The following is a 25199-nucleotide window of genomic DNA, read 5'->3' as shown; positions in this document are numbered from 1 at the left end:
GCCGAAGATTCGGTAGATTCGAGCCGAGAAGCCATGGATTGTGAGGCAAGAGTGTCGGACGAACGCGGCCCCCAGGAGACCAGCCGAGGAGGGCGGCCTCGCGCATGGATGATCGTGCTGGCCGTGGTGGTGCTCCTGGTCGATCAGGCGTCCAAGTTCTGGGCGATGTCAGCGTTGTCCGGCGGCGCGGAGATCACGGTGATCCCGCGGCTGCTCTCGTTGCGGCTGCTGCTCAACCCCGGCGCCGCGTTCTCCCTGGGTGAGGGCGTGACCTGGGTGTTCACCCTGGCCGCCGCCGGGGCGGTCGCCGGCATCCTGTACACGTCCCGGCGGCTGCGGTCGCCGGCCTGGGGTGTGGTGCTGGGCGCGCTGCTCGGCGGGGCCACCTCCCACCTGCTCGACCGCCTCTTCCGCCCGCCGGCGTTCGCCCAGGGGCATGTGGTGGACTTCATCGACTACGGCGGGCTGTTCGTCGGCAACGTCGCCGACATCGCCCTGACCGGCGGGTGCGCGCTGCTGTTCCTGCTCAGCGTCCGCGGGATTCAGCTGGGGGACGCTCCCGGCGAGGAACGCCTGTCCTCGGCGTCCTCGGCGTCCTCGGCGTCTTCGGCAGAGGACCCTGCTTGATCGGCCCTGCTTGATCGGACCTGCCTGAGGCCGGGCGGCGGTGGGCCGCCGCCCGGTCTCCGGTGCGGGTCAGTTCCAGGGGCAGGGGTTGTTGCAGGCGGTGTAGGTCACCGTGCAGTCGGACCAGAAGAAGATCCGCTTGTAGTAGCTGCCGCCGCAGTGGTCGCACCAGGTCTGGTACGTGCAACCGGCGTCGGCGGTCGTCCGGGGGAGGACACGGGCGAGCACCCGCTCCGCGAGCTTGACCATGACAGTTGTCCTTTCCTCACCTTTCCTCACCGCCCGGCGGGACGCCGGCGCGGAGTCTTCGGCAGGTGGCCCACGACCACGCCCAGCAGCTGCCGGGCGGGCACGTAGCCGAACCTGCGGGAATCGAGGCTGATCGGCCGGTTGTCACCGAGCACGACCAGCTGTCCGGGCGGGACGACGTGCTCCGGCCGGGTCGCCAGCGCGGGCACCTCGGCCCGCGGCACCGGATCCCCCGGCACCGCCACCGCCCGCTTCACCAGCCAGGACGCGCCCGGCTCCGCAGCCACCACCACGAGCCGCCCCGGACGCACCCCGTCCAGGGAGGACCGGCGCACCAGCACCCGGTCGCCGTGCCACAGCGTGGGCTCCATGCTCCGCCCGCGCACGGTCACCGCGAGAAAGCGCACCCGCAACAAGAGCACCAGCACACCCCCGGCCACGACGACGCCCCCGACGATGGCCACGACGGCGTTGACGACTCCGATCACGGCGCCCCCGGGCACGGCCGCCATGGCGTGAACGGCCGTCGCCATCGGCTCGGCGTTGAGGATCGCCGCCATGGGCATGGCGTGGAGGATCGTCGCCATGGGCAGGGCGTTGAGGATCGTCGCCATGGCCACGGCGTTGAGGATCGCCACCGTGGGCAGGGTGTTGAGGACCGTCGCCACCGGAGCAGCGGCCTGGGTGGTCAGCGCGGCGATCACCGGACGCCTGCCGGCGCGTAGCCGCGGGCCTGGGTCGCGAACAGCTCGGCGTACCGGCCGCCCGCCCGCAGCAGCTCCTCGTGAGTGCCGCGCTCGACGATCTGCCCGTCGGCCAGCACGGCGATCGTGTCGGCGTCGCGTACCGTGCTCAGCCGGTGGGAGATCAGCAGCGTCGTCCGTCCCGCGCGGTGCTCGCGCAGGACGGTGTGCACCTCGTGCTCGGCGGCGGGGTCGAGACCGGCGTTCGGCTCGTCCAGGATCATCAGCTCGGGACGGTCCCGCAGCAGCCCCCTGGCCAGCGCGATCCGCTGCCACTGCCCGCCCGACAGGGTGACACCGGACTGCTCGTCGTCGGAGAACATCCTGGTGAGCAGCGTGTCGTAGCCGCGTGGCAACGCCCGCACCATCGCGTCGGCGCCCGCGCGCACGGCCGCCGCCTCGACCCGCGCGCGCCCGGCCCGCAGGTCGCCGACCGCGATGTTCTCGGCCGCGCCGAGGTCGTAGGCGGCGAAGTCCTGGAACACCGCGCCGAGGCGCTCGCGCAGCGCGGCCGGGTCGAGCTCACGCAGGTCGACGCCGTCCCAGAAGATCGCGCCGCGCTCGGGGTCGTAGAACCGGCACAGCAGCTTGACCAGCGTGGACTTGCCCGCCCCGTTGAGCCCGACCAGCGCCAGCGACCGTCCGGCGGGGATGTCGAGATCGACACCGCGCAACACCCACGGCTGATCGGCCCCGTACCGAAACCACACACCTCGCACCACAACGCCCCGCTCCAGCTCAAACTCCGGCACCACGTCACCCCGCTCCCGCCCCGTGTCGCTCCGCTCGGGCTCCCGCTCGTGCCTCCGCTGGAGCTCCCGCTCGGCCTCTCGCACCGGCCCCCGCTTCGGCTCAGGCTCCGGCACCGTGATGCCCCGCTCCCGCAGCCCCACCCTGACGCCCTGCTTCCGCTCCCGCACTGTGATGCCCTGCTCCGGCTCTCGCTCGCCCTCGCCCTCTCGCTCTCGCGACGTCGGCCGCTGCCGCGTCAGGCCGCGCGGTGCCCCGGTCGGGGGCGTCAGGTCGGGGACGGTGTTCAGCACCGCCCGGTAGTGACCGAAGAGCAGCAGCGCCTCGTGCGCGGCGGCGAGGTTGCGCACGCCGGCCGCCAGCCCACCCTGCGTGCCCGCCACCGCCGCGACGAACACCGACAGATCGCCCACCGACGCCCGCCCGGCGACCGCCTCCGCCACGATCCACACCAGCCCCGCCCCCCAGATGGCAGCGGCCAGCAGCGCCTGCCCGCTCTGCCCCCGAAGCTGCCGGACCGCCATCCGCCGCCGCTCGGCGTCGACCGCCCTCAGCTCGGTCAGCATCCGTTCGCGGAAGAAGTCCCCGAGCCCGAACAGGCGGATCTCCTTGGCCGCATGCGGCATGCTCAGCAGCCGGGCGAAGAACATCTCCCGGCGCTGCCCGTGCCCCGTGCTCCGCATGACCTCGGCCTGCTCCCGTCCCAGCCGCAGGTGCACGCGGAGCAACGGCAGCGCCGCGACGGCGACGAGGACCGCGACAGCCGGGCTCACCCCGACCAGCGTGACCAGGAACCCCGCCGTCATGATCCCGGCCTGCGCCAGCCCGAGCGCGCTGGTCACCACCCGGCCGGGGCCCGAACTGCCGGCCCGCTCGGCCAGGTGCAGCCGGTCCTGGAACGCGGGATCCTCCAGCCGGGCGAGACCGGGCAGCGCGTTCACGGCCGTGTAGAGCCGGTCGCGGACGAGCAGCCCGACCCGCCGCTCGAACTCGGCCTCAGCGAAACCCGTCACGTACGGCCCCGTCCCGGCGACCGCGGCCAGCACCAGCAGCGCGGCGACGTACGGAGCCAACCCCGCCATCGTCGTCGCCCGCCCAGCCACCTCGTCCAGGACGAGCTTGGTGCACCATGCGGTGAGCACCGGCGCAATGCCCGTCGCCGCGGTCAGCACAGCCTGCAGCAGGACGTACCACCGACCCGCCTCCCAAGCCACCACCACCGCCTCCCCAAGCACCCCCAACCCCGTCCCCCACCCCGGCCTCGCCTCCGCCTCCGCCCCTGACCCAGACCCCGACCTCGCGCTTGACCTTGACTTCGCCCCGAGCTCCGGCGCCGCCCCGGTACCGGGCGTTGCCCCGCCTTCTGACCTCCGCCCTGCCACCAACCTCGCGTCTGACCGTGATCTCGACCCGGGCCTCGGCCTCGCGCCGCCCTCCGGCCTCGCCCCGCCTCCTGGCGTTGCCCCGGCCCCTGACCTCGGCCCGAGCTCCGGCGCCGCCCCGGGCCCCGGCTGTGTCTCCGCCGCAGGCTCGGGTCTTGCCTCTGACTGTGCCTCCGGCCGCGTCTCCGGCCGCCCAAGGCTGCCGTCGCTCGGGCTCACACCGGCTCCGCGGTGGGCAGGGCGGCGGGCTCGGTACCCGAACCGCTGATCACGCCACGGTCGTCCAGCAGGTAGAAGGCAGGCAGACCGCGCAACCCGAACGCGCGCCACACCGGTCCCTCCGCCTCCTCCTCGACCACCACCCTGGCCGCCGGCCGGAGCCTGGCGGCCAGCTCCTCGACCTCGCCGGGCGCGCCGATGAGCACCGCGAGCACCTCGTCCCTGCGGAACCGGCCCCGGCGTACGTAGTCCAGAAGGTCAGGCAGGCGCTCGCCGCACAGCGAACACGCGGGGCTGAAGAAACCGACCAGGCGCACGCCGGCGGCGTCCACGACCTCGCCCTCCTGCGTCGTGGCCGCGAACGACGAGGGCACTGCTCCGGGCGGGAGCACCGGCAGGGGGATCCGTCCCGGCGCGGGCCCAGCGCCGTGGGCGTCGCCGCCGCCGCGTAGTCGGACGACGAGCGCCAACAGCAGCAGAAGGTTCAGCACACTCAGCACGGTGACGAAGATGATCAAGTACGTCATCGGAACACGCTCCTGAGATCGTCGATCTTGATGAACAACAGTGCTGCGACGGCTCCGGCGAGCCCCGCGACGACGCTCTGCTCCATCTCCGGCGGCGCAAGTGGACCGCCGGTGGCAAGCCCGAGGACGCTCACGCCGGTGAGCATCGCATTCCTGACGAGGTGCACCGGCTCAAGGTCGCGCGGCGGGCCTCCGAAGCAGAGGCAGGGTGCAGGCGTACGCCGGGCCACCGTGAGCGCGACGGCCCCCGTGAGGATCGCGCTCACCGCCGTCGCCAGGGCGAACCCGTACCAGGTCGTCCCCGGAGCCACCAGCAGGACGACGACCGCCGACTCGACCACCACCACCCCACCCGCGACCCACGCCCGCCACCGCCGGCCGACGAGCCGGCTCCCCTCCAGTGACCGCGCGAAGGCAGGCAGGTCGCGCGCCTTGCCCACGACCGCGGCGCCGAACACCACGACCAGGGCGACGCCACATCCGACGGCGAGAACGTCCATGCGCCGAACCGTAGAAAACCGGCACCTCGGATTTACTGGCAAGCTTCTTAACTATTTGCCAATATGTCCACCAGGCACTCGGGGCGCCTGCGGCAGGCAACCGGCAGAAATCGCGGCAGGTATGGCGGTGAAAGCACGGCGGGCACCACGACAGGAACCAGGGCGGCAACCACGGAGGGGACCGCAGTGGGAATCACGGCGGGGACCGGAGTGGGGCCCTACACGAGACCACAGTTGGGGACTGAAGTGGGGACCAACGCGGGGACCGCAGTGAGGACTGAAGCGGGGACCAACGCGGAGACCGCGATGGGAATCAACGGTAGGGACCACGGCGGGAATCACGGCATGGACATGGGGGGACCACAGTGAGAACCCAGGTAGTTACCACGGTGAGAACCCAGGTGGGGACCACGGCAGGAGCCCCGTCGAGAACCAAGGTGGAAACCGAAGCGGGGACCATGGCAGGAGCCACGCTGAGAGCCAGAGCAGGAGTCGCAACAGGTTCCGCAGTGGGTACTACGGCAGGAGCCACGCTGAGAGCCAAAGCAGGAGTCGCAACAGGTACCGCGGTGGGCACTACGGCAGGAATTGCGGCGGGATCCATATGAGCTCGGGCGGTGAGGCACTCCGGCGCAGGCGGGTGGCGGCGGGATTGAGCCAGCGCGAACTGGCCGCCCGCGCCGGGATCGCCGTGCGCACGCTGCGCGACATCGAACGCGGACACGTCAGCCGCCCACAACGCGCCTCCCTGGAACGCCTGGTCGCCGTCCTGCCTCTGACGGATCCCGACCGGGCCGACCTGCTGGCCGCCTTCGAACGCGCTGCGCCGCGGCCACCGTGGATCGGCGTGCTCGGCCCGCTCTCCGTCCGCCGCGGCGGCATCGAACTGGACGTGGGCGCGGCCATGCCCCGGGCCCTGCTCGGCCTTCTGGCGCTGCACGCCGGGCGGCCGGTCACGGTCGACGAGATCGTGGACATCCTGTGGGAGGACCGGCCGCCGCGCACGTACGACAACCTCATCCACGTGTACGCGACCCGGCTGCGCGCGGCGCTGGGCAAGGAGGCGATCCAGCGGACGCCCGCCGGCTACCTCCTCGCGCTCCCCACCTCCTCCCTCGACCTGACCACCTTCGAAGCACTGACCACCCGCCCCGGCGCCGCTCTGGACGTCGCCACCTTGCAGGCGCTGACCGCCCACCGCGGTGCCGCTCTGAACTTCGCCGCCTTGGAGGCGCTAACCCTCCATCCCGATACCCTCCCCGCGACCTCCTCGGCCCTCACCGCCGGGGAGCCATTGCAGCCCCGCACCGCTGGATTTCCCGCCGCCTCCCCGGATCCCGCAACGTGGGAGGCGTTGACCGCTGGGCCAGATGTGCTGCCCGACACCCCTCCAGACCTTGCCACCCAGGGGCCGCTAAGCCTGCCCCCTCACCCCACCTCGTCGCCGGACCCTGCCACCACGGACGCGCTCACCGCACGCTTCGACGCGCTCACCAATGCCTCATCGGATCTGGCGGCTTTACAGGCATTGGCGGTTCGTGTCGGTGCATTGCCGGGTACATCTTCGGATTCGGCGACATTGCAGGCCTTGATCGCTCGCGCCGGTGCGCTTCCAGGCGCGTCCTTGGACCTGGCGACCTTGGAAGCGTTGACCGCCCGCCTCCCAGACCCCCCGAACAGCACCACCCTCGAGGCGCTGACCGCTCGCCGTCGTGGCGACGGCGCTCCCATCGGAGCCGACCGGCGGATCCCGCCGTGGGACGCCGTGCTCGCCGCGGCGCTCGCATGCTGGCGAGGCCCCGTGCTGGCCGGTTCTCCCAGTCGTCTGCGTGAACACCCCGTCGCTGTCGCCGCCGCCAGGAAGCGGGTCGCCGCGGCACTGGCCTTTGCCGATGCCGCCCCCAGCGCTGGGCCGGAGGTGGTGGCCGCCCTGTGGCGGGTGGTGCACGACGAGCCACTGCACGAGGGGCTTGCCGCCAGGCTGATGACCGCGCTGGCCGAGCAGGGCGAGCAAGCCGCGGCCCTTCGCCTGTACGGGGAGATACGGGCCAGGCTGGCCGAGGAACTGGACGTGGAGCCGGGGGACGACCTTCGCAGAGCGCGCGAGCGCATCCTCACCCGCCCGCCCGAGGTGCCGGCAGGACGGTCGCCGGAACGAGTGGTGACCGTACCCGCACAACTGCCCGCCGCCGTGGCGGCCTTCACCGGCCGTGCCACCGCGCTGCGCCGCCTGGACAGGCTCCTCGAAGGGCGGGACGAGGCGTCCATGGTCGCCGTCCTCACCGGTACGGCGGGCGTCGGCAAGACGGCGCTGGCCGTGCACTGGGCGCACCGCGCCCGCGACCGGTTCCCCGACGGCCAGCTCTACGTCAACCTGCGTGGATACGCCGCCGCGCATCCGCTCGGCCCCCTCGACGCGCTCGCCCGCTTCCTGCACGCGCTCGGCGTGCCGCCCGAGCAGGTCCCCGGAGACCCTGACGAGGCCGCCGCCCTCTACCGCACGATGCTGGCGGGCAAACGGGTGCTGGTCGTGCTGGACAACGCCTCGGACCCCCGTCAGGTGCGCCCGCTGCTGCCCGGCGGAGCGGGCCCGGCCACGCTCATCACGAGCAGGGACACCCTGGCCGGCCTGGTCGCGCTCGACGGCGCCCGGGTGCTCCCGCTGCCGGCGCTCACCGAGGGGGAGTGCCGCGACCTGCTGGGCCGTCTGCTCGGACGCCCCCAGGTCAGGGCCGAGCCTGAAGCGGTGTCCGAGCTGGCGTCCCTGTGTGCCCACCTCCCGCTCGCCCTGCGCATCGCCGCCGCCAACCTCCTCAGCACGCTCGCCACCCACACCGCCCTCAGGCAGACCGCACGGCCCACCCACCGATCCCATAGCCAGCCCAACGCCGGACCCGGCGCCCAGCCACACGCTCAGTCCAACGTCGGCCCCAGCACTCAGCCACACGCTCAGCCCAGGGTCGGACCCCGCGCCGAGCTTCACGCCCAGCCCAACGCCGATCCCTACACCGGGCCGAACGCCGAGCCCGATGCCCGACCCACCGCTGAGCGCAATGCCGAACCCACTGCTCGAACCCTCGCCCCGCCTGATGCGCACCCGCTCGCCGGTCCCATGGCCCGGTACGTGCAGCGCTTGCGCGCGGGCAACCGGCTGGACGCGCTCCAGATCCCCGGCGACGTCGAATCGGCTGTGCGGACCGCGTTCCACTTCTCCTACGCCGCACTCCCGCCTGCCGCGCAACGCCTGTTCCGGCTTCTCGGGCTGATCCCCGGCCCTGACATCACCGTCCCCGCCATGGCCGCGCTCCTGGCGACCACCGAGGAGGAGGCCGAGGCGCTGGCGGCCGTCCTGCGCGCGGCGAGCCTGTTGGAGGAGTACGTACCAGGCCGGTTCGCCCAGCACGACCTGCTGAGACTGTGCGCCGCCGAGTATGCGCGCGACGAGCACGCCGAGTTGCTCCGCCTGCACCGCCACTACCTCGACCAGGCGGACGCCGCGGCACGCACGCTCTACCCGCAGTTCCTGCGATTGCCCGTCGCGCCCGCCGCCGAGCGCTTCCCTGACCACGCCGCCGCGTCCGGCTGGCTCGACGCCGAACTGCCCAACCTGCTCGCCACGGTGACCCACACCGCCGAGCACGGCCCGTACGAGGCGGCCTGGCTCATCGCCGACACCCTGCGCGGCTACTTCTTCATGCGCCACCAGGTGGCGGAGTGGCGCACGATGGGCAACACCGGCCTGGCGGCAGCCAGAGCGGCGGGCGAGCTGCGGGCGCAGGTCGCGCTGCTGCTCAGCCTGGCCGGGCTGAACGGCTTCCAGGGGCGCCAGCAGCAGGCGCTCGACCACTACGCGGAGGCCATGCGCCTGGCGGAGGAGACCGGCTGGCACGAGGCGCTCACCGCGGCCCTGTGCAACGCCGGCGCCACGTACGCCGACCTGGGCATGCTGCGCGAGGCCGTCGCCCACCTCGAACGCGCCCTCATGCTGAACGAGGCCATCGCCCACACCCCCGCCCAGGCCGTCAACCTGGGCAACCTCGGCTGCCTCTACCTGGAGATGGGACGCCTCCACGACGCCGAGACCAGCCTGCACCGCTCGCTGGCGCTGTGCCGCGAGTTGGAGCACCGGGCCAGCGAGGCGAACGGTCTGGCCATCATGGGCGAGGTCCTGCACGGCCTGGACCGGCTGCCCGAGGCCCGTGACACCCTCCTGTCCGCGCTGGACCTGCACCGGGAGGTGGGCAACCGTGGCAACGAGGCCGACACACTGCGCAACCTGGCCGCGGTCGAACGTGACGACGGCAACCTCGACCAAGCGCTCAAGCTGGCCGTCACGGCACTCGACGCCTCCCACCAGACCGGACACCGCAGGCTCGTCGCGGACACCTTGCACACCCTCGGCCTCGTCCACCTCGCGCTCGGCGACGTGGACGCCGCGCTCGACCACCACCGGCGGGCGCTGGAGCTGGCCAGGACGGCGGGCAATCGCTACCCGGAGACGAAGGCGTTGCTCGGCCTCGCCGCCGGCGAGAGCCGGCGCGGCGCGCGCGAACCGGCGCTCCGCCACGCCGGGCTGGCCCTGGCGCTGGCCCGCGCCGCCGGGTATCGCCTGCATGAGGGCCTGGCGTTGTCCCTGCGGGCCAGCATCAGCGACGACGCCGGCGACGCGCGCAGAGCGGCGGAGCTCTTCACGGAACTCGGCCTCACAGCGAAGTGCTGGCAACGCGCTCTCCTCCCTTCGACCTGAACCCACCGCCCCTTCTGCCTTCCGATCTGGCCTGACCCGGAGTCATGGTCGGGGCGTGATGTGCCAGATCGTGTTTCCTGCGTCGTCCGCGACCAGTAGGCGGCCGTTCTTGCCCGTGATCACGCCGACCGGCCGGCCGTACGTGGTGCTCTCGTCCGGGGCCGGCTTGAAGCCGGTCAGGAAGTCCTGGGGCTTGGCGCTGGGCATGCCGTTCTTGTAGGGGACGTACACGACCTTGTAGCCGACCGGATCACCGCGGTTCCAGGAGCCGTGTTCGGTGATGAAGGCGCCGCCGCGGTAGGCCTCGGGGAATGTGGGGCTCTCGGAGAAGGCCAAACCGAGGGGAGCCGTGTGAGCGCCGAGGGCGTAGTCGGGACGGAGAGCACGAGCCACCATCTCAGGGCGCGGTGGCTGGACCCGCTCGTCCACGTGCTTCCCCCAATAGCTCCACGGCCAGCCGTAGAAGTCACCTGGGCGTACGCGTGTGAGGTAATCAGGTGCGGCGTCGTCGCCCAGGAGGTCGCGTTCGTTGACAACTGTCCAGAGTGTTCTGGACTGCGGTTCGAGAGCCAGGCCATTGGGGTTTCTGAGGCCGGAGGCGAAAATGCGCTCGCCGCTGCCGTCAGGGTTGATCTCCAGGATGGCGGCGCGCCGTCGCTCGGCCTCCAGGCCATGTTCGCCCGCGTTACTGGACGAGCCGACCGTGACGTAGAGCTTGGTACCGTCAGGGGCCGCGACAAGGTTACGGGTCCAGTGGTTGTTGTAGCCGCCGGCGGGCAGGTCGAGGATCTTCTTCCCGGGGGCGGTGACACGGGTTTCACCCAGCTTGTACGGAAAGCGCCAGACGCCGTCCGTGCCCGCGACGTAGAAGGCCGCCTGGGTACCGTTCGGAGCCGCCGGGCCGAGCGTGTACGGCGCGGACGCGGCCAGCAGCGCCATCCCGAACGGCTGGTTGAGGTTCTCCAGGAACACGCTGCGGAAGTCGGCCACGCCGTCGCCGTCGGTGTCGCGCAGCAGCGTGATCCGGTTGGCGCTGCGTTCGGTGGTCGAGCCGTCGTTGCGGCGCAGCCAGTAGAACAGCCCCATGATCGGGGACTCCGGGTCTTTGGGCAGGGTGGCCGACTCGGCCACGAGCACGTCGCCGTTGGGCAACTCGTAGAGCCAGCGGGGATGCTCCAGCTCGCCCGCGAACCGGGTGACCGTGAACCCGGCCGGTGCCTTCGGCGCTCTGCCGGAGGGCCAGCCGACCACGTCGGGGGCGTTGACCTTCGGGATGGGGAACGTCTCGCGCTCCCCGAGCTCGGGCTCGGAGCCCAGGTGGGCGGCTGTCTGTGGGACTCCGCCCCGGTTCACCGCGTAGGCCGCGCCGGCCACCGCGAGGACCATGAGCAGGAGCAGCACAAGCAGGGCTCGGAGCAGGGTCCGGCGTCTTGGGCGGCGCGAGGCCGTCACCGGCGCTGTCACTTCGGAGGTCGTGGACACAGGTGTGTCTCCCCGTGGGCGGCTGATCTTTGATGGATGACTGGACGGCACGTAAGAACGGCAGCCAAGGATCCTCTCCCCTCGGATAAGCTGTCCGGAGTTAACGGCCGTTAGATTTCTAACATGTGTTAAGCGCGAGGTCAATTCTGATGCTCACCCGTCACAAGATCCTGGAAGCCGGCCTGGAGGTCCTCGAGGCGGACGGCGCCCACGGGATCAGCATGCGTAAGCTGGCCAAACGTCTCGATGTGACGGCGACGGCGATCTATCACTACTTCGACGGACGCGAGTCGCTGCTGGAGGCCATCGTGGACGAGGTGTGCAGCAAGATCGTCTCTCAGGCTCCCCGTGAAGGGGGATGGAAGGATCAGCTGCGCGGGCTCATGGCCTCGATGGTCAGGCAGTCGCTGGAGCATCCCAGAGCCTCCGTCTGGTCCATCACCACGTACGCCCGACGCGCGCCCGTGATGAGCCTCCACGAAGCCATCTTCGGGATCCTCTTGGATGCGGGCTTCCCTCCTGACCAGGCGGATCACGTGAAGGGGGCGGTGCTGCGCGTGTGCGTCGGGCATCTCGTCCTGCACGAGGCCGCCGCAAGGGACTGGACCGAGCTGCCGGCCGACAGGTATCCGCACTATCACGCGGTCGAGGCCGCCCGGCTGCGGGCCGATCAGGTCGAACACTTCAAGTTCGCGCTCGACGCCGTCCTCGCCGGGTTGCCCGACCCGAGCCATGAAGGCGAATCCCCAGCTTGACTGCCCTTGGGGCATGCCCTCGCGCGATGTGGCCGCCCAGTGAACCCGGTAGCAGGGCTAGTTAACGAGTGTTAGAGTTCTGCTCGGCTCCGCAGCCAGCCGCGTGGAGCCAGGGAGGGGAAGGGGGCGTCCCGATGGGGGGAGGCGTGGCCATGACCGGAGGTTTCCCGCTGGGGGAGGAGGCCGAAGGCGGTTCGAGTCGCGGGCGAGGGGTAAGGCAGCCGTTGGCGCGGACGCGGCCCAGGAACGCCTTCGAGGTGCAGCGTGACCGAGAGCAGCAACGGATTAACGACCGCCGGACACAGAGCCCAGGTGCGCAAGGCCGCGACGGCCAGCGTGGTCGGCACCGCCATCGAGTGGTACGACTTCTTTCTCTACAACACGGCCGCCGCGGTGGTCTTCGCCGAGGTCTTCTTCCCGAAGTCAACGCCGTACGCGGGCACGCTCGCGGCCTTCGCGACCAACGCCGTGGGCTTCGCGGCCCGGCCCGTGGGGGCGGCGATCTTCGGGCATTGGGGCGACCGCATCGGCAGGAAGGCGACCCTCATCGTCACCCTGCTGACGATGGGCGTGGCCAGTGCCCTCATCGGCGTGCTGCCGGGCACCGACAGCATCGGCATCGCCGCGCCGATCATCCTGGTGGTCCTGCGCGTCCTGCAGGGCATCGCGGTGGGCGGCGAGTGGAGCGGGTCGGTGCTGCTGTCGATGGAGTGGGGCGACCAGCGCAGGCGTGGGCTCATGGCGAGCTGGCCGCAGGCGGGCGTGCCCATCGGGCTGATCCTCGGCACCGGCGCGATGTCGCTGCTGGCCGCCACGACGGGCGACACCTTCAAGGACTGGGGTTGGCGGGTGCCGTTCCTGGCCAGCTTGGTGCTGGTGGCGGTCGGGCTGTGGGTGCGGCTGAAGGTGCTGGAGACCCCGATGTTCGCGCGGGTGCTGGAACGGGGGCAGGTGGCCAGGCTCCCGGTCGTCGAGGTGCTGCGCAGGCATCCGAAGGAGGTGGTGCTCAGCGCGTTGCTGCGGGTGTCGGAGCAGATGCCGTTCTACCTCTACACGACGTTCGCCATCACGTACGTGACCCAGCAGCTCGGCCTGTCCCGAACGGTCGCGTTGTCAGCGGTGACGTGCGCGGCGGCGGTGGAGCTGGTCGCGATCCCGTTCTTCGGGCACCTGAGCGACCGTGTCGGCCGCCGGCTCGTCTACGCGACCGGCGCAGCGTTGCTGGCGGTGGTGGCGTTCCCGTACTTCGTGCTGCTCAACACCGGCGTCGTGCTGGTGGTCTTCCTCACGATCATGATCACGCAGATCCAGCACGCCATGGAGTACGGCCCGCAGGCCTCGCTCATCGCCGAGAGCTTTCCGACCAGCCTCAGGTACGGCGGTGCGGGTCTCGGCTATCAGCTCGCCTCGATCATCGCCGGCGGCCCGGCGCCGCTGATCGCGACATGGTTGCTGCACGACTACGGCTGGCAGGCGATAGCCATCTTCATGATCGTCGGTGCGGTGGTCGGGTTCGCCGCCGTGCTGGCTCTGCCCGACCGATCCAGGATCGACATCTCCCAGCCTTCCGCCTACAAGACGACCTGATCGGTCCTTCTCTTGTCATTCATGACGTGATAGCACCGTTGACGGATCCAGAACGACAGGAGATGGGCGAGTCATGAGCGTCGTAGTGTGCGGTGAGGCCATGCTCCTGATGCTGGCCGAGCCCGGCATCCCGTTGGAGCGTGCCACGGTCTTCCGTCGCTCCATCGCGGGCGCGGAGTCGAACGTGGCCGCGGGGCTTGCCAGGCTGGGCCATGACGTGCGCTGGCTCGGGCGGGTCGGCGCGGACCCGGCGGGTCGGGCGGTCCTGTCCATGCTCCGAGCCGAGGGCGTCGACACCCGGCACGCGATCATCGACCCTGGTGCGCCGACCGGTCTGCTGGTCCGCGACAGTCATCCGTTCCGGGCCATCGACGTGCAGTACTACCGTTCCGGAGCCGCCGCGTCCAGGCTGAGGCCGGAAGAGCTGACGCCGGAGACGGTGAGCGGTGCGAAGATCGTCCACGTCACGGGCATCACTCCGATGTTGTCGGATTCCGCGCACCTGGCGACCCTGCGGCTGCTGGAACTGGCCGGGCAGGCCGGAGCGCTCGTCTCCATCGACCCGAACATCCGATACAAGCTGGGCGAGCCCGCGGCGTGGCGCGAGCGGGTGGCGCCGCTCCTGACCAGGGCGGACGTTGTGCTGGCCGGGGAGGACGAACTTGACCTGCTCCACGTCGACCCGGCGACGCTGCCCGGCCTCACCGTGGTCAAGCACCGGGACAAGTCCGCCACGTGCGCGGGCCTGCGGCAGGAGGCGTTCACGGTGCCGGTGACCGATCCCGTGGGAGCGGGGGACGGCTTCGCCGCCGGGTTCCTGTCGGGGATGTTGCGCGGCGAGTCGTACGAGGTGTGCCTGCGTGAGGCGGCGGCGGTCGCGGCACTCGTCGTCCAGTGCGCCGCCGACACCGACGGCCTTCCGGACCGGCCGGGCCTGGACCGCGCCTTGGCCGCCTTCACCGGGCACGCCGAAACGGTCCATCGATAGTCCGCGAACCGGCCGAAGATTCTCCGCCGCCAAGTGTGCGATCGCTGTCGAAGAAGAGCGCTGCTGATCACTGATTCATCGAAGTCGTTTGCTACCAAGCGCGAGCCTGTCGAAGACGGTCCGGTACGAAGCTCGAGTCCGTCGCCGCCGGAGGTTCGTGACGCTGATGCCGGCCTGCTGATGATGGGCGCGGCGACGAGGGCCGGCGCCAACCGGCCTCTCGCGCCGTAAGAGCCCGTCGCGGACGAGCGAACGTGAATCGCGAGTCTGCTGGAGGGTTTGTCCGGATAGGGGGAAGGCCGCCATGTCGGTCGCCTTGATGAACGGGGGATCCGAAGACGGTATGCCGAAGACGGTATGCCGGAGGCAGGGAGCACGTGGAGGGCTGTTGGTTCGAAGAGCGTGCATACGGAAAGCGGCCACCGAGGGACGCGAGCCTCGGGCGAAGGGACCTGTTCCAGGTTGACGCGATTGAAAGACATTCCGACGGCAGACCGGCAAGTGCGGCGGAGGCGGTTCGCCTGAAGGTGGGCATGCGAGAAACGGTTCGTCTGTGGGGCGATGAGTTCAAAGCTGAGGCGGGCATGCGCGAGACGGTCCGTCCGTGAGGTGACGAGTTCAGGGCTGAGGCGAGCATGCGAGAGGTGAGTCCGTGCATGAGCTGACGAGCTCGGGGCGAAGACGGTTCGTGGGGATGCGGGCGGGGCGTTGGCCGGGGCCGGCGGGGATCTTGCGTCACCACTGAGGGCGGCTCGCCGTAGCCGTTCGCCGGCGAGGAAACCGAAGGAAGGAAGTCATGTACCGCTGGGAGATCGTCCAGGCTGTCACGGAGCAACGCGTGTTCGGCATCGTCAGAGCGGCCACGCCCGAGGCGGCGCTGACGTCGGCCGAGGCCGTGCTGGATGCCGGATTGCGTGCCGTCGAGGTCGCGCTCACCACGCCCCGTGCCCTCAGCGCCGTGGCAAGGCTCACCGAGCAGCGGCCCGACGCGCTGGTCGGAGCGGGGACCGTCCTCGACCCGGCCGCCGCCAGGGCCGCCGTGGAGGCCGGCGCGCGCTTCCTGGTCTCGCCCAGCCTGCAGCCTGAGGTGATCCGCGTCGGGCACCGCTACGGCGTGCCGGTCTTCCCGGGCGTGGCGACCCCGACCGAGATCGTTCGTGCCCTGGAAGAGGGGGCGGACGCGGTCAAGATCTTTCCGGCGTCGGGTGTTTCGCCGTCCTGGCTGCGGGACGTGCGGGCTGCCCTTCCTCAGGCGCCCGCGATCCCCACCGGCGGCGTGACCGTGGACGATGCGCCGGAGTGGATCGCGGCCGGCGCCGTGGCCTGCGGCATGGGCTCGGCGCTGACTTCGGGCGGCCCTGGTGCCGCGGGGGAACGCGTCGCGGCGCTGCTGGCCGGGCTGGCGAGGGCCCGATGAGCGTGGAGACGCTACGGGGCCTGCACGGGCAGGTCCTCGACGCGGTCGGCAGGTCGCTGGCGGGCGGGGAGATCCGTGCGGGGCAGGTGCTGCGCCTGGAGGACGTCCAGGAGCGGTACGGGGTTTCCCGGACCGTCGCGCGCGAGGCCGTCCGCGTACTGGAGTCGAAGCGCGTGGTCACCAGCCGTCCTCGTGTCGGGGTCACCGTACGGCCGATGAGCGCCTGGAACCTTTATGATCCCCAGGTGATCCGCTGGCGGCTGGCCTCGCCGGGGCGTGAGGCGCAGCTGCGTGAGCTGGCCGAGCTGCGCGCCGCGGTCGAGCCTGCCGCCGCCGCGCTGGCCGCGTCCAGGCCCGACCCCCGCATGCAGGACGAGCTCGCCACCCACGCCCGTGCCATGGACGCCGCCGCTCGCGAGGGTGACAGCCAGGCATACGTCAGGGCAGACGCCGCATTCCACCGGGTGCTGCTGACCGCGTCGGGCAACGGCATGTTCGCCCAGCTCGCCGAGGTGACCGAGGTGCTGCTCGAAGCCAGGCGCGAGCTGCTGCTCCTGCCCGAACGCCTGGAGACGGCCGCCATCGGACTCCACCACGAGATCGTCGAAGCGGTTGCCGCCGGGCGGGCGACCGAGGCGGCGCAGGCCGCCGCAGACATTGTCGAACGGGCCCGCGCCGAGGTCGAGCAGATCCTGGCAGACACCCGAGAGCACGTCACGGAGGTTCCCCGATGAGCGTCGCCGTCCACGTCGGCCCTGAGCCGGTGTCCGTGTTGGTCGACGCCGTACGGCGGTCGGGCGGCAGCGTCGTGCCGCTGGAGGACGCCGAGGCGATCGTCTACTGCGGGCGCGGCGGCCCCGAGGAACTGCGGTCCATGATCCATGACGGCATCCGGTGGGTGCAGCTGCCCGCGGCGGGCGTCGAGCGGTACGCCGAGGCCGGAGTGATCACTGAGGAGCCCGTCTTCACCGCCGCCACCGGCTCCTACGGCGTGCCCGTCGCCGAACACGCGCTCGCACTCATGCTGGGCGCGGCCCGCAATCTGCCCCGGCTGGCCAGAGCCACCGAGTGGGGGAGGAACGAGTCGAGGGAGTTCGCCGGCTCGACGGTTGCGGTCATCGGCTGCGGGGGCATCGGGCGTGCGCTCATCAGGATGCTGGAGCCGTTCGGCTGTCCGATGATCGCGGTCACTGACAGCGGCCGGGCGCCCGGTGCGCACCGAATCCTGCCCCGTGCCCGTTATCGGGAGGCGTTGCCGGAGGCCGCGTACGTCGTCCTCGCCGCTGCGACCACGCCGAGCACCAAGGGCATGATCGGTGCTCCCGAGCTTGACCTCATGCGTACGGACGCCTGGCTGGTCAACATCGCCCGGGGCGCGCTAGTCGTGACCGACGACCTGGTGACGGCGCTACAAGAGGGGCGGATCGGTGGTGCCGCGCTGGACGTCACCGATCCGGAGCCGCTGCCGTCCGGGCACCCGTTGTGGCACATGGAGAACGTACTGATCACGCCGCATACGGCGAATCCGCCGTCGTCCTACTGGCGTGGCCTGGCCGACCGCGTGGCCGCGAACGTGCGCCACTTCGCCGACGGCGCCCCGATGGAAGGGGTGGTGTCGCCGGAGCAGGGGTTCTGAGGGGGCAGGGCTCTGGGCATCATCGGAAACGGGGGCAGTGCCCTTGTCGCGCGTCGTGCCGTCTTGTCCGGAGTCCCGCCCCCTCGACTGACGCCGACATCACGTCGTCGATGGACCAAAGCCCGATGGAGAGGGTTTGGCGTGGGGCGGGTGGTCGGTGCGGGGTGGTGATGCGTGGCGGTGCAGAGGGGGCCGGTTTGCTGGGGTCTGAGGATTGGTTCTTGGTTAGCCCAGGGTTGCTCGGGCTTCGGCGCTTAGGTTTGAGCCGCTGGGTTAGGCCGGGATTGCTCGGGTTTCGGTGCTCACGTTGCCGTTGTTGGTTAGCTCAGGGTTGCTTGGGCTTCGGTGCTCAGGTTTGAGCCGCTGGGTTTGCCCAGGGTTGGTTGGGCTTCGGTGCTCAGGTTTGAGCCGCTGGGTTTGCTCAGGGTTATTTGGGCTTCGGTGCTTAGGTCTGGGCCGCTGGGTTGGCCCGGGGTTGTTTGGGTTTTGGTGCTCGGGTTTGCGTTGTTGGTCAGCTCAGGGCTACTCGGGCTCCGGCGCTCAGGCCTGAATCGTGTACCTCGAGGCCCGCCGGCTCGGCGCTTTTCGGCAGGTCGAACACCAGCGTGCCGGTGAAGGACTGGCCGGGGGCGATGCGAACGGGGGTGATCTCGGTGCCGCTCTTGTCCAGGAGTTTGCTGCCGCCGTGCAGGGCCTCGTCCTCGTCGATCAGCTTCTGCTGGCCGGGGTAGAGGACTCGGGCGTCGGGGCCGACGTTGTTCACCTTCACCGTGATCTGGCAGGTGCGACGGGAGGCGGACTTCGCGGGTTGGGGGCACTTTGTGCCGGTTACCGCGAACTTCAGCTTTCCGTCCTGTACCGGGCCTTCCTCGCCTATGGCGGGGAAGCGGAAGATCCAGGCCAGGGTGGCCAGGACCACCACGAACAGGACGATCACGATCACCAGCGCGGTCATGCAGCCGGTGAACACGCCGCGCTTGCGGCGCGGAGGCGCGTACCCGGGCAGCGGTCCCTGGCCCGTGGTGTGCGGCGGTAGCGGTCCCTGGCCGGTGGCCTGGTGATGGGGGAGCGGGATGTTCCCGGTCCGGTCCACGGGGGGCGGCATCTGGGGCGCGCGAGGCCCCGGGTGCTCCGTGGGGGCGGGCATGGGCAGCCGGGGGCCCGTGCGCTCGGCCGGGGAGGGCATCTGCGGCGGACGCGGTCCGGTGCGCTCGGCGGGCGACGGCATGGGGGACTGCTGCCCGGGGTGCTCCATGCCCGAAGGCATCGGGGGCCGGTGCCCCATGTGCTCCGGGCCGGAGGGCATGTGTGGCCGCTGGTCCATGTGCTCCGCGGCGGCAGGCATGGGCGGGCGGGGGCCGGTGCGTTCGGCCGGGGAGGGCATGTGCGGCGGACGCATGCCGGTGTGCTCGGTTGCGGGTGGCATCTGGGCGGCGTGTGGCGCCGCGGGGTCGGCCGCGGGCGGGGTCTGCGGTGTGTTTGGCCCGGGGTGGTCTGCCGGGGTGGGCATGGGCGGGCGGGGGCCGGTGCGTTCGGCCGGGGAGGGCAGGTGCGGCGGACGCGGGCCCGTGCGCTCGGCGGAAGGCGGCATCGCGGCGCCCGCCCCCGTGCGTTCGGCTGCGGGGGGCGCCGGAGGGTGGGATTCCGTGCGTTCAGCCGGGGGTGGCATCGGAACGGGGGATCCCGTGCGTTCAGCCGGGGGTGGCATCGGAACGGGGGATCCCGTGCGATCAGCCGCGGGTGGCATGGGGGAGCGGGACCCCGTCCGGTCGCTGGAAGGTGGCATCGGGGGGCGAGAGCCCGACGGGGAGGGCATCGGAGGGCGAGAGCCCGACGGGGAGGGCATCGGAGGGCGGGGCCCCGTGCGCTCCGCAGGGGGAAGCAGGTGTGGAGGGCCGGTGCGTTCGGCGGGTGGGGGAGTGTGGCCGAGGGGGCGGAACTCCGAGGCGTCCCATGCGTTCGTCAGGTGTTCGGTGGCTGCCAGTTGGGCCGCGGGCTCGTCGGCCGCGCCCACCAGTTCCAGCAGGAGCTGCTTGGCCGCGGGCCGGCGCGAGGGGTCGGGGTGGATGGCCGCGGCGACCAGCCGGTCCAGGGGGCGGGCAGGCCGCGCAGGTCCGGCGGCGCGGTACGGGCCCGCGCGGCCATCACGTACGCGTCCCCCTCGCCGAACGGATGCCCGCCGAGCCCCGCGTACGCGATCAGCGAGCCCCAGGCGAACACGTCGCCGGCCGGGCTGGTGCGCCCCTCGAAGACCTGCTCGGGAGCGATCCATCCGGGCGTGCCCATCACCATGCCGGCGTTCGTGTGCCGGGAGTCGACGTGCGTGGAGCGCGCCAGGCCGAAGTCGATCACCCGCGGCCCGGCCAGCGTCAGCATGACGTTGGCCGGCTTGAGGTCGCGGTGGACGAGCCCCGCGGCGTGGATGGCGGTCAGTGCCGCCGCCACGCCCACGGCCGCCGAGTGCAGCACCGACGGCGGCAGCGCGCCGTGCTCGATCAGCTGGTCTTCCAGCGAGATGCCGTCGATGTACTCGGTGACCAGGTAGAGCACCCCGCGGTCCTCGCCGTGGTCGAGCACCCGCGCGGTGCAGAACGAGGCCACCTTGCGCGCGTTGGACACCTCTTCGTGGAAACGCGCCCGGTAGACCGGGTCGGCCGTGAAGTCACGCCTGATGGCCTTGAGTGCCACCTTGACCCCGTCGGCGCCCCTGGCGAGGTAGACGGTGCCCATGCCGCCCGAGCCGAGACGGCTCAACAGCTCGTAGGGGCCGATCGCCGGCGGATCCTCAGGCTTCAGCGGAGTGCCTGCCGAGCGCCCCACGGTCGCCGTCCTCTCGCCGTCGTCATCCCGTCGCAAACCGAACCGTTTCTTCCGCCGGTACGCCTTTTTCCACCCCAGACTCTAACGGAGAAGCCGCGGCCCGGTGGCGACGAAGCCCGGTCAGCTCTGGCCTGGACGCCGCTTCAGCGGGCGCATCGTCACCCGCAGGCGGCCGGCGTTCAGCGTCTGGGGCAGCGGGCGGTGCGGAGACAGCGGCCGGCCGGATGCCTTGGGGCGGGCCGAGGCCAGGATCCCGCCCAGGAAGGCCGTGCCGACGCCGAGCATCAGGTGCACGCCGTCGCAGCGCGGCAGGGCCCACCATTCGCCGGCGGCGGTGCCGTCGAGCCAGATCTCGGGGGCGAAGGAGTCGGCGTAGTGCAGGCGGGGGCTGCGCTGGTGGGTGGCGAACGGGAGGATCACGTGGGTGCCGGTCGGCACCGGGACGCCGTACCAGTCGGTCTCCTCGGTGGTGAGGCGGGACAGGGCCGGGACCGGCGGCCACAGACGCAGGCCCTCGCGCAGGCAGGCGCGCAGGTAGTCGGGGTCGGCGCGGGCGCACTTGCGCTGGACGGGGTAGGTGGCCAGCAGCGCGAGGGTGCGCATGAGGCTGGCGGCGGTCACGCTGAAGCCGAGCAGCCAGAACGCCGCCTGCCGCAGGCCGCGCGCCTCCGGGCCGCTGGTCTCGGCGAGCAGGCCGGCGAGGGTGCCGGGCTCGGCGCGGCGCAGGTGGTCGAGGATGCGGGCGTCGTAGCGGCCGGAAAGGATCTCCTGACGGCGTCTGGCACGCCCCCTGCCCGCCCGTCTGACCTGGGCGAGCAGGGCGCTCAGCTCCTCGTCGTCGGCCGCGCCCGCGCCGTAGACGCATCGCCGTGCCACCCGCTGCCAGCACGACTCCAGCCGGGCGTAGTCGATCACGCCGTCCGTCAGCGCCGTCGCCTCCTGCCGGGCCACCTCCGCGAACGCCGGCCGCAGCACGTCGTAGGGCAGGCCGGCGGCCCGTTCGCGCACGGTGGGGGCGAAGGCGGGCTCCGACAACACGCGTTCGGCGTCCCGCTGGGACAGCACCACCAGCGCCGTGCGGCGCGGGCCGCGGACGAGCACGGGACGGCCGCCGTACCGCACGTGCAGGCCGGTCAGCAGAGCACGGGAGCGCAGCAGGTCGAGGCCGGCCGTCGCGTGCGGCGTGCCGGGCGGCAGGAGGGCGCCGGCCAGGCGCAGGCTCTCCAGCACGGTGGCCCTGTGCAGGCCTCTAGGCACGCGTGGCCTCCGCGTTCCCGGTCGACGCGCGCGTGCCCGGGGTCGTCCGTGCCTGCTCATTTCCGGTTGGCGCCCGCGTGCCCGGGGTCGAACGGCCCTCGGCGTTCTCGGCCGGCGCCCGCGTGTCCGGGGTTGTCCGTGCCTCCCTGTCTCCGGCCGGCGCTCGCGTGCCGGTCGGCGTCCGGGCCTGACTTCGGCGGGCCGCGGGCGCCTCCTCGGTGGCCGGAACGGGAAGGAAGGTCATGGGGTCATGCGATCGCCCGTCCGCCGGGCGCGCAAGCGGGGGTCTCGCTGGGCGGAACGTTTTCGGGCCGTGCCCTGTGGAGCGTTCCAGGAGCCGGAACACCTCAGGCCACCACCAGCGCGGCCGAGATCGCCTGGGCCGCGCCGCGTACGGTGAGGCCCAGCCGGGCCAGCGGTGCGGACGGGCCCGGCGCCGCCACCCCCACCGACATGCACACGCCGCCGCCCGGCCCGAACACCGGCGCGGCCACGCACGACACGCCCTCGGTGTACTCCTCCTGGGCGTAGGCCACGCCGTACCGGCGGACCTGGGCCAGTTCGCGCTCCAGCGTGGCCACGCCGGTGATCGTGCGGCTGGTCAGCCGTTCGAAGCCGCCCTGCCCGAGCACCTCCGCACGCAGCCCGGTGTCGAAGGCCAGCAGCGCCTTGCCGGTCGCCGTGCAGTGCAGCGGCGCGAGGTCGGTGCCGTCGGAGCGGGACCGGACGCGGTCGTGGCCGTACAGGCGCTCGACGTAGCGGGCCTCCAGGCCGGCGGGCACGGCCAGGTTGACCGTCTGGCGGGTGGTCTCCTGCAGGCAGAGCAGGTACGGCAGCACCACCCGCCGCGACCCGGGGATCCGGTTGCGGGCGATGCCGGCCATCGTCTCCAGCTGCCGGCCGGGCAGATAGCCGGTGCGCACCCGCCGGGCCAGCTCGCGCGCGCACAACACGCCCAGGATCCGGTGGGCCGTCGACTTGGGCAGGCCCGTGCTCCGGCTGAGCTGGGCCAGGCTGACCGGCCGGGGCGCGGCGCTCAGCGCGAGGAGGATGTCGATGCCCCGCTCCAGGCTCCCGATCGGCGTCACCGGACGCGTGAGGTGTTCCTGACGGGCCGTTTCCAGCGGCATGGTGCTCCCTTTCGCTCTCCGAGGAGCGGATGGGGCTTCCCGGGGCTACGGCTTGGCATTCCTTGCCCTACCCCGCCGTTGCGCGTCCGAATACCGGGTTCGGCGCAGGCTGATGATCTCCGGGGGCCCGGAAAGGGCCACTTCAGCGGGGGTTCTGGGATATAGGTCCAGATTTGCGGCATATGCGCTCGCTGGCCGATCGCCGACTGCTCGCCGACCGATCGGCGGCCGCTCGGCGGTCGCGCGTCGGCGGCGGCGCCCATGCGCGTGTTCGCTCCGGCCACGCAGCGTCGCCGGAGCGGCTGGAGCCTCTGCGCACACCGCGGACCGGTGAGCGGTGCGAGCGGCGGCGGGCCGTCCATGAAGCCTGTGCGGACGCCGGGTTCACCGGCCGTCGTCGCCGGGACAGCGCGGTCGTCCAACGCGGCCGTCCAACGCGGCGTCCAGCGCGGGCGTCCAGCGCGGTCAGGAGGCGTTCCTGGCCGGCTGACGCCGCGCCGACGCCGTCGTCCGTGACGAGCACACGTGCGCGCGGGCGCGGCGCGTGCCAGGACTGCCGGTTCACCGGCGGGACCGACCGCCGGTCGCGAGCGTCCGGGCGGTGGGCACCGCCCGGGACCGCCGTCCACGAGAACTGCCGCGTCCGCGCGCCCGCCCCCGGGAAGGCGCGGCACGAGGACACGAACGCAGGAAAGCACAGGGCCACGGCGGCGGCCCTGGGGTCTAGCGGGGCAGGGCCGCGGCGGCGGCGGCGAGCTTCTCCACGCGGGCCCAGTCGCCCGCGGCCAGCGCGTCGGCGGGGGTGAGCCAGCTTCCACCCACGCAGCCCACGTTCGGCAGCCGCAGGTAGTCGGCGGCGCTCTCGGCCCGGATCCCGCCGGTCGGGCAGAAACGTACGTCCGGCAGCGGCCCGGCCAGCGACTTCAGGTACGCGACGCCGCCCGCCGCCTCGGCCGGGAAGAACTTCAGCTCCTTGATGCCGCGCTCGGCCAGCGCCATCACCTCCGAGACGGTGGCCGCGCCCGGCAGGTACGGCACACCGCTGGACTCCAGCGCCTCCACCAGCGACAACGTCGTGCCCGGCGAGACCAGGAAGCGGGAACCGGCCGCCACGGCCGCCGAGATGTCGGCGGTGGTGCGGATCGTGCCCGCGCCGACCGTGGCCCCCGGCACCTCGGCGACGATCCGCTCGATCGCTCCGAGCGCGGCCGGCGTGCGCAGCGTCACCTCGATGACGGGCAGCCCGCCCGCCACGAGAGCCTCGGCCATCGGCACGGCGGTCGCCACGTCGTCGATCACCACGACGGGGATCACGGGGGCGAGGTCGAGCAAGCTCATCAGAGTCTTCTCCTCATCGGCCGGGGTCACGGCCGTCTAGTGGTGATCAGGGTGGGCCTCAGCCCACGAGTTCGGTGGTGGCCCGCCCGCGCAGCCAGGCGGCCGCGCCGGTGAGCGCCGGCTGGGGCGCGACGATCAGCGTGGTGGCGATCGCCTCCAGGTATCCGGGCATGTCGGGGTTGCCGACGAACCGGGCACGGAAGCCGCTGGTCCGCACCCGTTCCACGATACGGGGCAGCACCCCGCCGCCCAGGTAGACCCCACCCCGGGCGCCCAGGGTGAGCGCCACGTTCCCGGCGAAGCTGCCCAGCATCTCGCAGAACACCTCGACGGTCTCGGCGCAGAGCGAGTCGTCGAGCCGGGCCACGATGTCGGAGGCGTTCAGGTCGGGCGCGGTCACGCCGTTGACCTTGGCCAGCGCCCGGTGCAGGCGTACCAGGCCGGGGCCGGACAGCAGGTGCTCGGCCACGACGTGCGGCAGCCCCTCGGCCTGCAGCACCCGTACGATCTCCAGCTCGCGCCGGTCGATCACCGGCACCGTGACGTGGCCGCCCTCGCCCGGGACGGGCGTCCAGCCCCGGTCCGTGGGCACGAGCCCGCCGACGCCGAGCCCGGTCCCGGGACCCAGCACGGCCTTGACGCCGTGGGACGGCTCGGGCCCGCCCAGGGACACCAGGTCGGGGCCCTCCAGGTGGGGCAGCGACACGGCCAGCGCCTCGAAGTCGTTGAGCAGCACCGCGTACGGGATGCCCAGGTCGCGTACGGACCCGGCCCACGCCGAGTTCGTCAGCCGGTAGCGGTCGCCGTCGATCGGCCCGGCCAGCGCCAGGCACGCCGCGCCCGGCCGCGCCCCGCCCGCGTGCTCGGCGAGATAGGCGTCGACGGCGTCGGGCAGGGTGGGATAGGCGGAGCCGGCCAGCACCGCGACGTTCGAGGGCCGGGCCTGCGGCGAGGTGACCAGCCCGAACCGGGCGTTGGTCCCCCCGATGTCGGCGACCAGCCAGGGAAGGTCAAAGGCACTCATCGCACACCTCCGATGCCCACG

At 72.1% G+C, this 25199-nt stretch carries 20 protein-coding genes; 8 read left to right on the top strand and 12 right to left on the bottom strand.

Features of this window, described 5'->3' with window-relative positions:
- Nucleotides 1-108: 108 nt before the first annotated feature.
- On the top strand, nucleotides 109-627 hold the full coding sequence (locus ACNF49_RS35630; protein WP_498703279.1) for a signal peptidase II: 519 nt from the start codon (nucleotides 109-111) through the stop codon (nucleotides 625-627).
- Between the two features lie 69 nt (nucleotides 628-696).
- Here the strand turns inward: ACNF49_RS35630 and ACNF49_RS35625 are convergent, their stop codons facing one another.
- From ACNF49_RS35625 to ACNF49_RS35605, 5 genes are all read right to left on the bottom strand, one after another.
- Complete coding sequence (locus ACNF49_RS35625) at nucleotides 697-876, bottom strand: hypothetical protein (RefSeq protein ID WP_357969241.1); 180 nt, start codon at nucleotides 874-876, stop codon at nucleotides 697-699.
- 26 nt (nucleotides 877-902) lie between these two features.
- Nucleotides 903-1580: a S26 family signal peptidase gene (locus tag ACNF49_RS35620; protein WP_482940320.1), complete on the bottom strand. Its 678-nt coding sequence runs from the start codon at nucleotides 1578-1580 to the stop codon at nucleotides 903-905.
- A complete protein-coding gene (locus tag ACNF49_RS35615) occupies nucleotides 1577-3586 on the bottom strand; it encodes an ABC transporter ATP-binding protein (protein ID WP_482940319.1) in 2010 nt (669 codons plus the stop codon). The genes ACNF49_RS35620 and ACNF49_RS35615 overlap by 4 nt, the downstream gene beginning before the upstream one ends.
- Nucleotides 3587-3966: 380 nt before the next feature.
- Nucleotides 3967-4497 (bottom strand): thioredoxin domain-containing protein, encoded by a 531-nt coding sequence (locus ACNF49_RS35610; RefSeq protein WP_482940318.1) that lies wholly within the window; start codon nucleotides 4495-4497, stop codon nucleotides 3967-3969.
- On the bottom strand, nucleotides 4494-4997 hold the full coding sequence (locus ACNF49_RS35605) for a MauE/DoxX family redox-associated membrane protein (RefSeq protein ID WP_482940317.1): 504 nt from the start codon (nucleotides 4995-4997) through the stop codon (nucleotides 4494-4496). The genes ACNF49_RS35610 and ACNF49_RS35605 overlap by 4 nt, the downstream gene beginning before the upstream one ends.
- Nucleotides 4998-5601: 604 nt before the next feature.
- Between ACNF49_RS35605 and ACNF49_RS35600 the strand changes: the two genes are divergently transcribed.
- Nucleotides 5602-9744 carry a tetratricopeptide repeat protein gene (locus ACNF49_RS35600; RefSeq protein WP_498703278.1) on the top strand — a complete coding sequence of 1381 codons (4143 nt, stop codon included), beginning with the start codon at nucleotides 5602-5604 and terminating at the stop codon, nucleotides 9742-9744.
- Nucleotides 9745-9786: 42 nt separating this feature from the next.
- On the opposite strand, the gene ACNF49_RS35595 is transcribed toward ACNF49_RS35600, so the two are convergent.
- A complete protein-coding gene (locus tag ACNF49_RS35595) occupies nucleotides 9787-11226 on the bottom strand; it encodes a PQQ-dependent sugar dehydrogenase (RefSeq protein ID WP_482940316.1) in 1440 nt (479 codons plus the stop codon).
- 149 nt (nucleotides 11227-11375) lie between these two features.
- Here ACNF49_RS35595 and ACNF49_RS35590 point away from each other — a divergent pair, with 149 nt between their 5' ends.
- The 6 genes from ACNF49_RS35590 to ACNF49_RS35565 all read left to right on the top strand — a co-directional run bounded on the left by ACNF49_RS35590 (nucleotide 11376) and on the right by ACNF49_RS35565 (nucleotide 17609).
- Entirely contained in the window at nucleotides 11376-11981 is a 606-nt protein-coding gene (locus ACNF49_RS35590) for a TetR/AcrR family transcriptional regulator (protein WP_357969255.1), read from the top strand.
- A gap of 264 nt (nucleotides 11982-12245) precedes the next feature.
- Nucleotides 12246-13568 carry an MFS transporter gene (locus ACNF49_RS35585; RefSeq protein WP_357969258.1) on the top strand — a complete coding sequence of 441 codons (1323 nt, stop codon included), beginning with the start codon at nucleotides 12246-12248 and terminating at the stop codon, nucleotides 13566-13568.
- A gap of 73 nt (nucleotides 13569-13641) precedes the next feature.
- A complete protein-coding gene (locus tag ACNF49_RS35580) occupies nucleotides 13642-14556 on the top strand; it encodes a sugar kinase (RefSeq protein ID WP_482940314.1) in 915 nt (304 codons plus the stop codon).
- Nucleotides 14557-15352: 796 nt separating this feature from the next.
- Nucleotides 15353-15973: a bifunctional 4-hydroxy-2-oxoglutarate aldolase/2-dehydro-3-deoxy-phosphogluconate aldolase gene (locus tag ACNF49_RS35575; protein ID WP_482940313.1), complete on the top strand. Its 621-nt coding sequence runs from the start codon at nucleotides 15353-15355 to the stop codon at nucleotides 15971-15973.
- Nucleotides 15970-16707 (top strand): FadR/GntR family transcriptional regulator, encoded by a 738-nt coding sequence (locus tag ACNF49_RS35570; RefSeq protein WP_482940312.1) that lies wholly within the window; start codon nucleotides 15970-15972, stop codon nucleotides 16705-16707. The genes ACNF49_RS35575 and ACNF49_RS35570 overlap by 4 nt, the downstream gene beginning before the upstream one ends.
- Nucleotides 16704-17609 carry a D-isomer specific 2-hydroxyacid dehydrogenase family protein gene (locus ACNF49_RS35565; protein ID WP_482940311.1) on the top strand — a complete coding sequence of 302 codons (906 nt, stop codon included), beginning with the start codon at nucleotides 16704-16706 and terminating at the stop codon, nucleotides 17607-17609. Before ACNF49_RS35570 ends, ACNF49_RS35565 begins: the two co-directional genes overlap by 4 nt.
- Nucleotides 17610-18120: 511 nt before the next feature.
- Here ACNF49_RS35565 and ACNF49_RS35560 read toward each other — a convergent pair.
- From ACNF49_RS35560 to glk, 6 genes are all read right to left on the bottom strand, one after another.
- On the bottom strand, nucleotides 18121-18564 hold the full coding sequence (locus tag ACNF49_RS35560; RefSeq protein WP_482940310.1) for a DUF4352 domain-containing protein: 444 nt from the start codon (nucleotides 18562-18564) through the stop codon (nucleotides 18121-18123).
- A gap of 1007 nt (nucleotides 18565-19571) precedes the next feature.
- Nucleotides 19572-20429, bottom strand: a complete 858-nt coding sequence (locus ACNF49_RS35555; protein WP_482940309.1) for a serine/threonine-protein kinase — start codon at nucleotides 20427-20429, stop codon at nucleotides 19572-19574.
- Nucleotides 20430-20549: 120 nt separating this feature from the next.
- Nucleotides 20550-21686: a cytochrome P450 gene (locus ACNF49_RS35550; RefSeq protein WP_482940308.1), complete on the bottom strand. Its 1137-nt coding sequence runs from the start codon at nucleotides 21684-21686 to the stop codon at nucleotides 20550-20552.
- Between the two features lie 347 nt (nucleotides 21687-22033).
- Entirely contained in the window at nucleotides 22034-22816 is a 783-nt protein-coding gene (locus ACNF49_RS35545; protein ID WP_482940307.1) for an IclR family transcriptional regulator, read from the bottom strand.
- Between the two features lie 723 nt (nucleotides 22817-23539).
- Complete coding sequence (eda, locus tag ACNF49_RS35540) at nucleotides 23540-24154, bottom strand: bifunctional 4-hydroxy-2-oxoglutarate aldolase/2-dehydro-3-deoxy-phosphogluconate aldolase (protein ID WP_482940306.1); 615 nt, start codon at nucleotides 24152-24154, stop codon at nucleotides 23540-23542.
- 58 nt (nucleotides 24155-24212) lie between these two features.
- Nucleotides 24213-25178 carry a glucokinase gene (glk, locus tag ACNF49_RS35535; protein ID WP_482940305.1) on the bottom strand — a complete coding sequence of 322 codons (966 nt, stop codon included), beginning with the start codon at nucleotides 25176-25178 and terminating at the stop codon, nucleotides 24213-24215.
- Nucleotides 25179-25199 lie beyond the last annotated feature (21 nt).

The sequence above is a fragment of the Actinomadura sp. ATCC 39365 genome, assembly GCF_054392275.1.
This window is presented reverse-complemented; position numbering and strand designations above follow the sequence as displayed.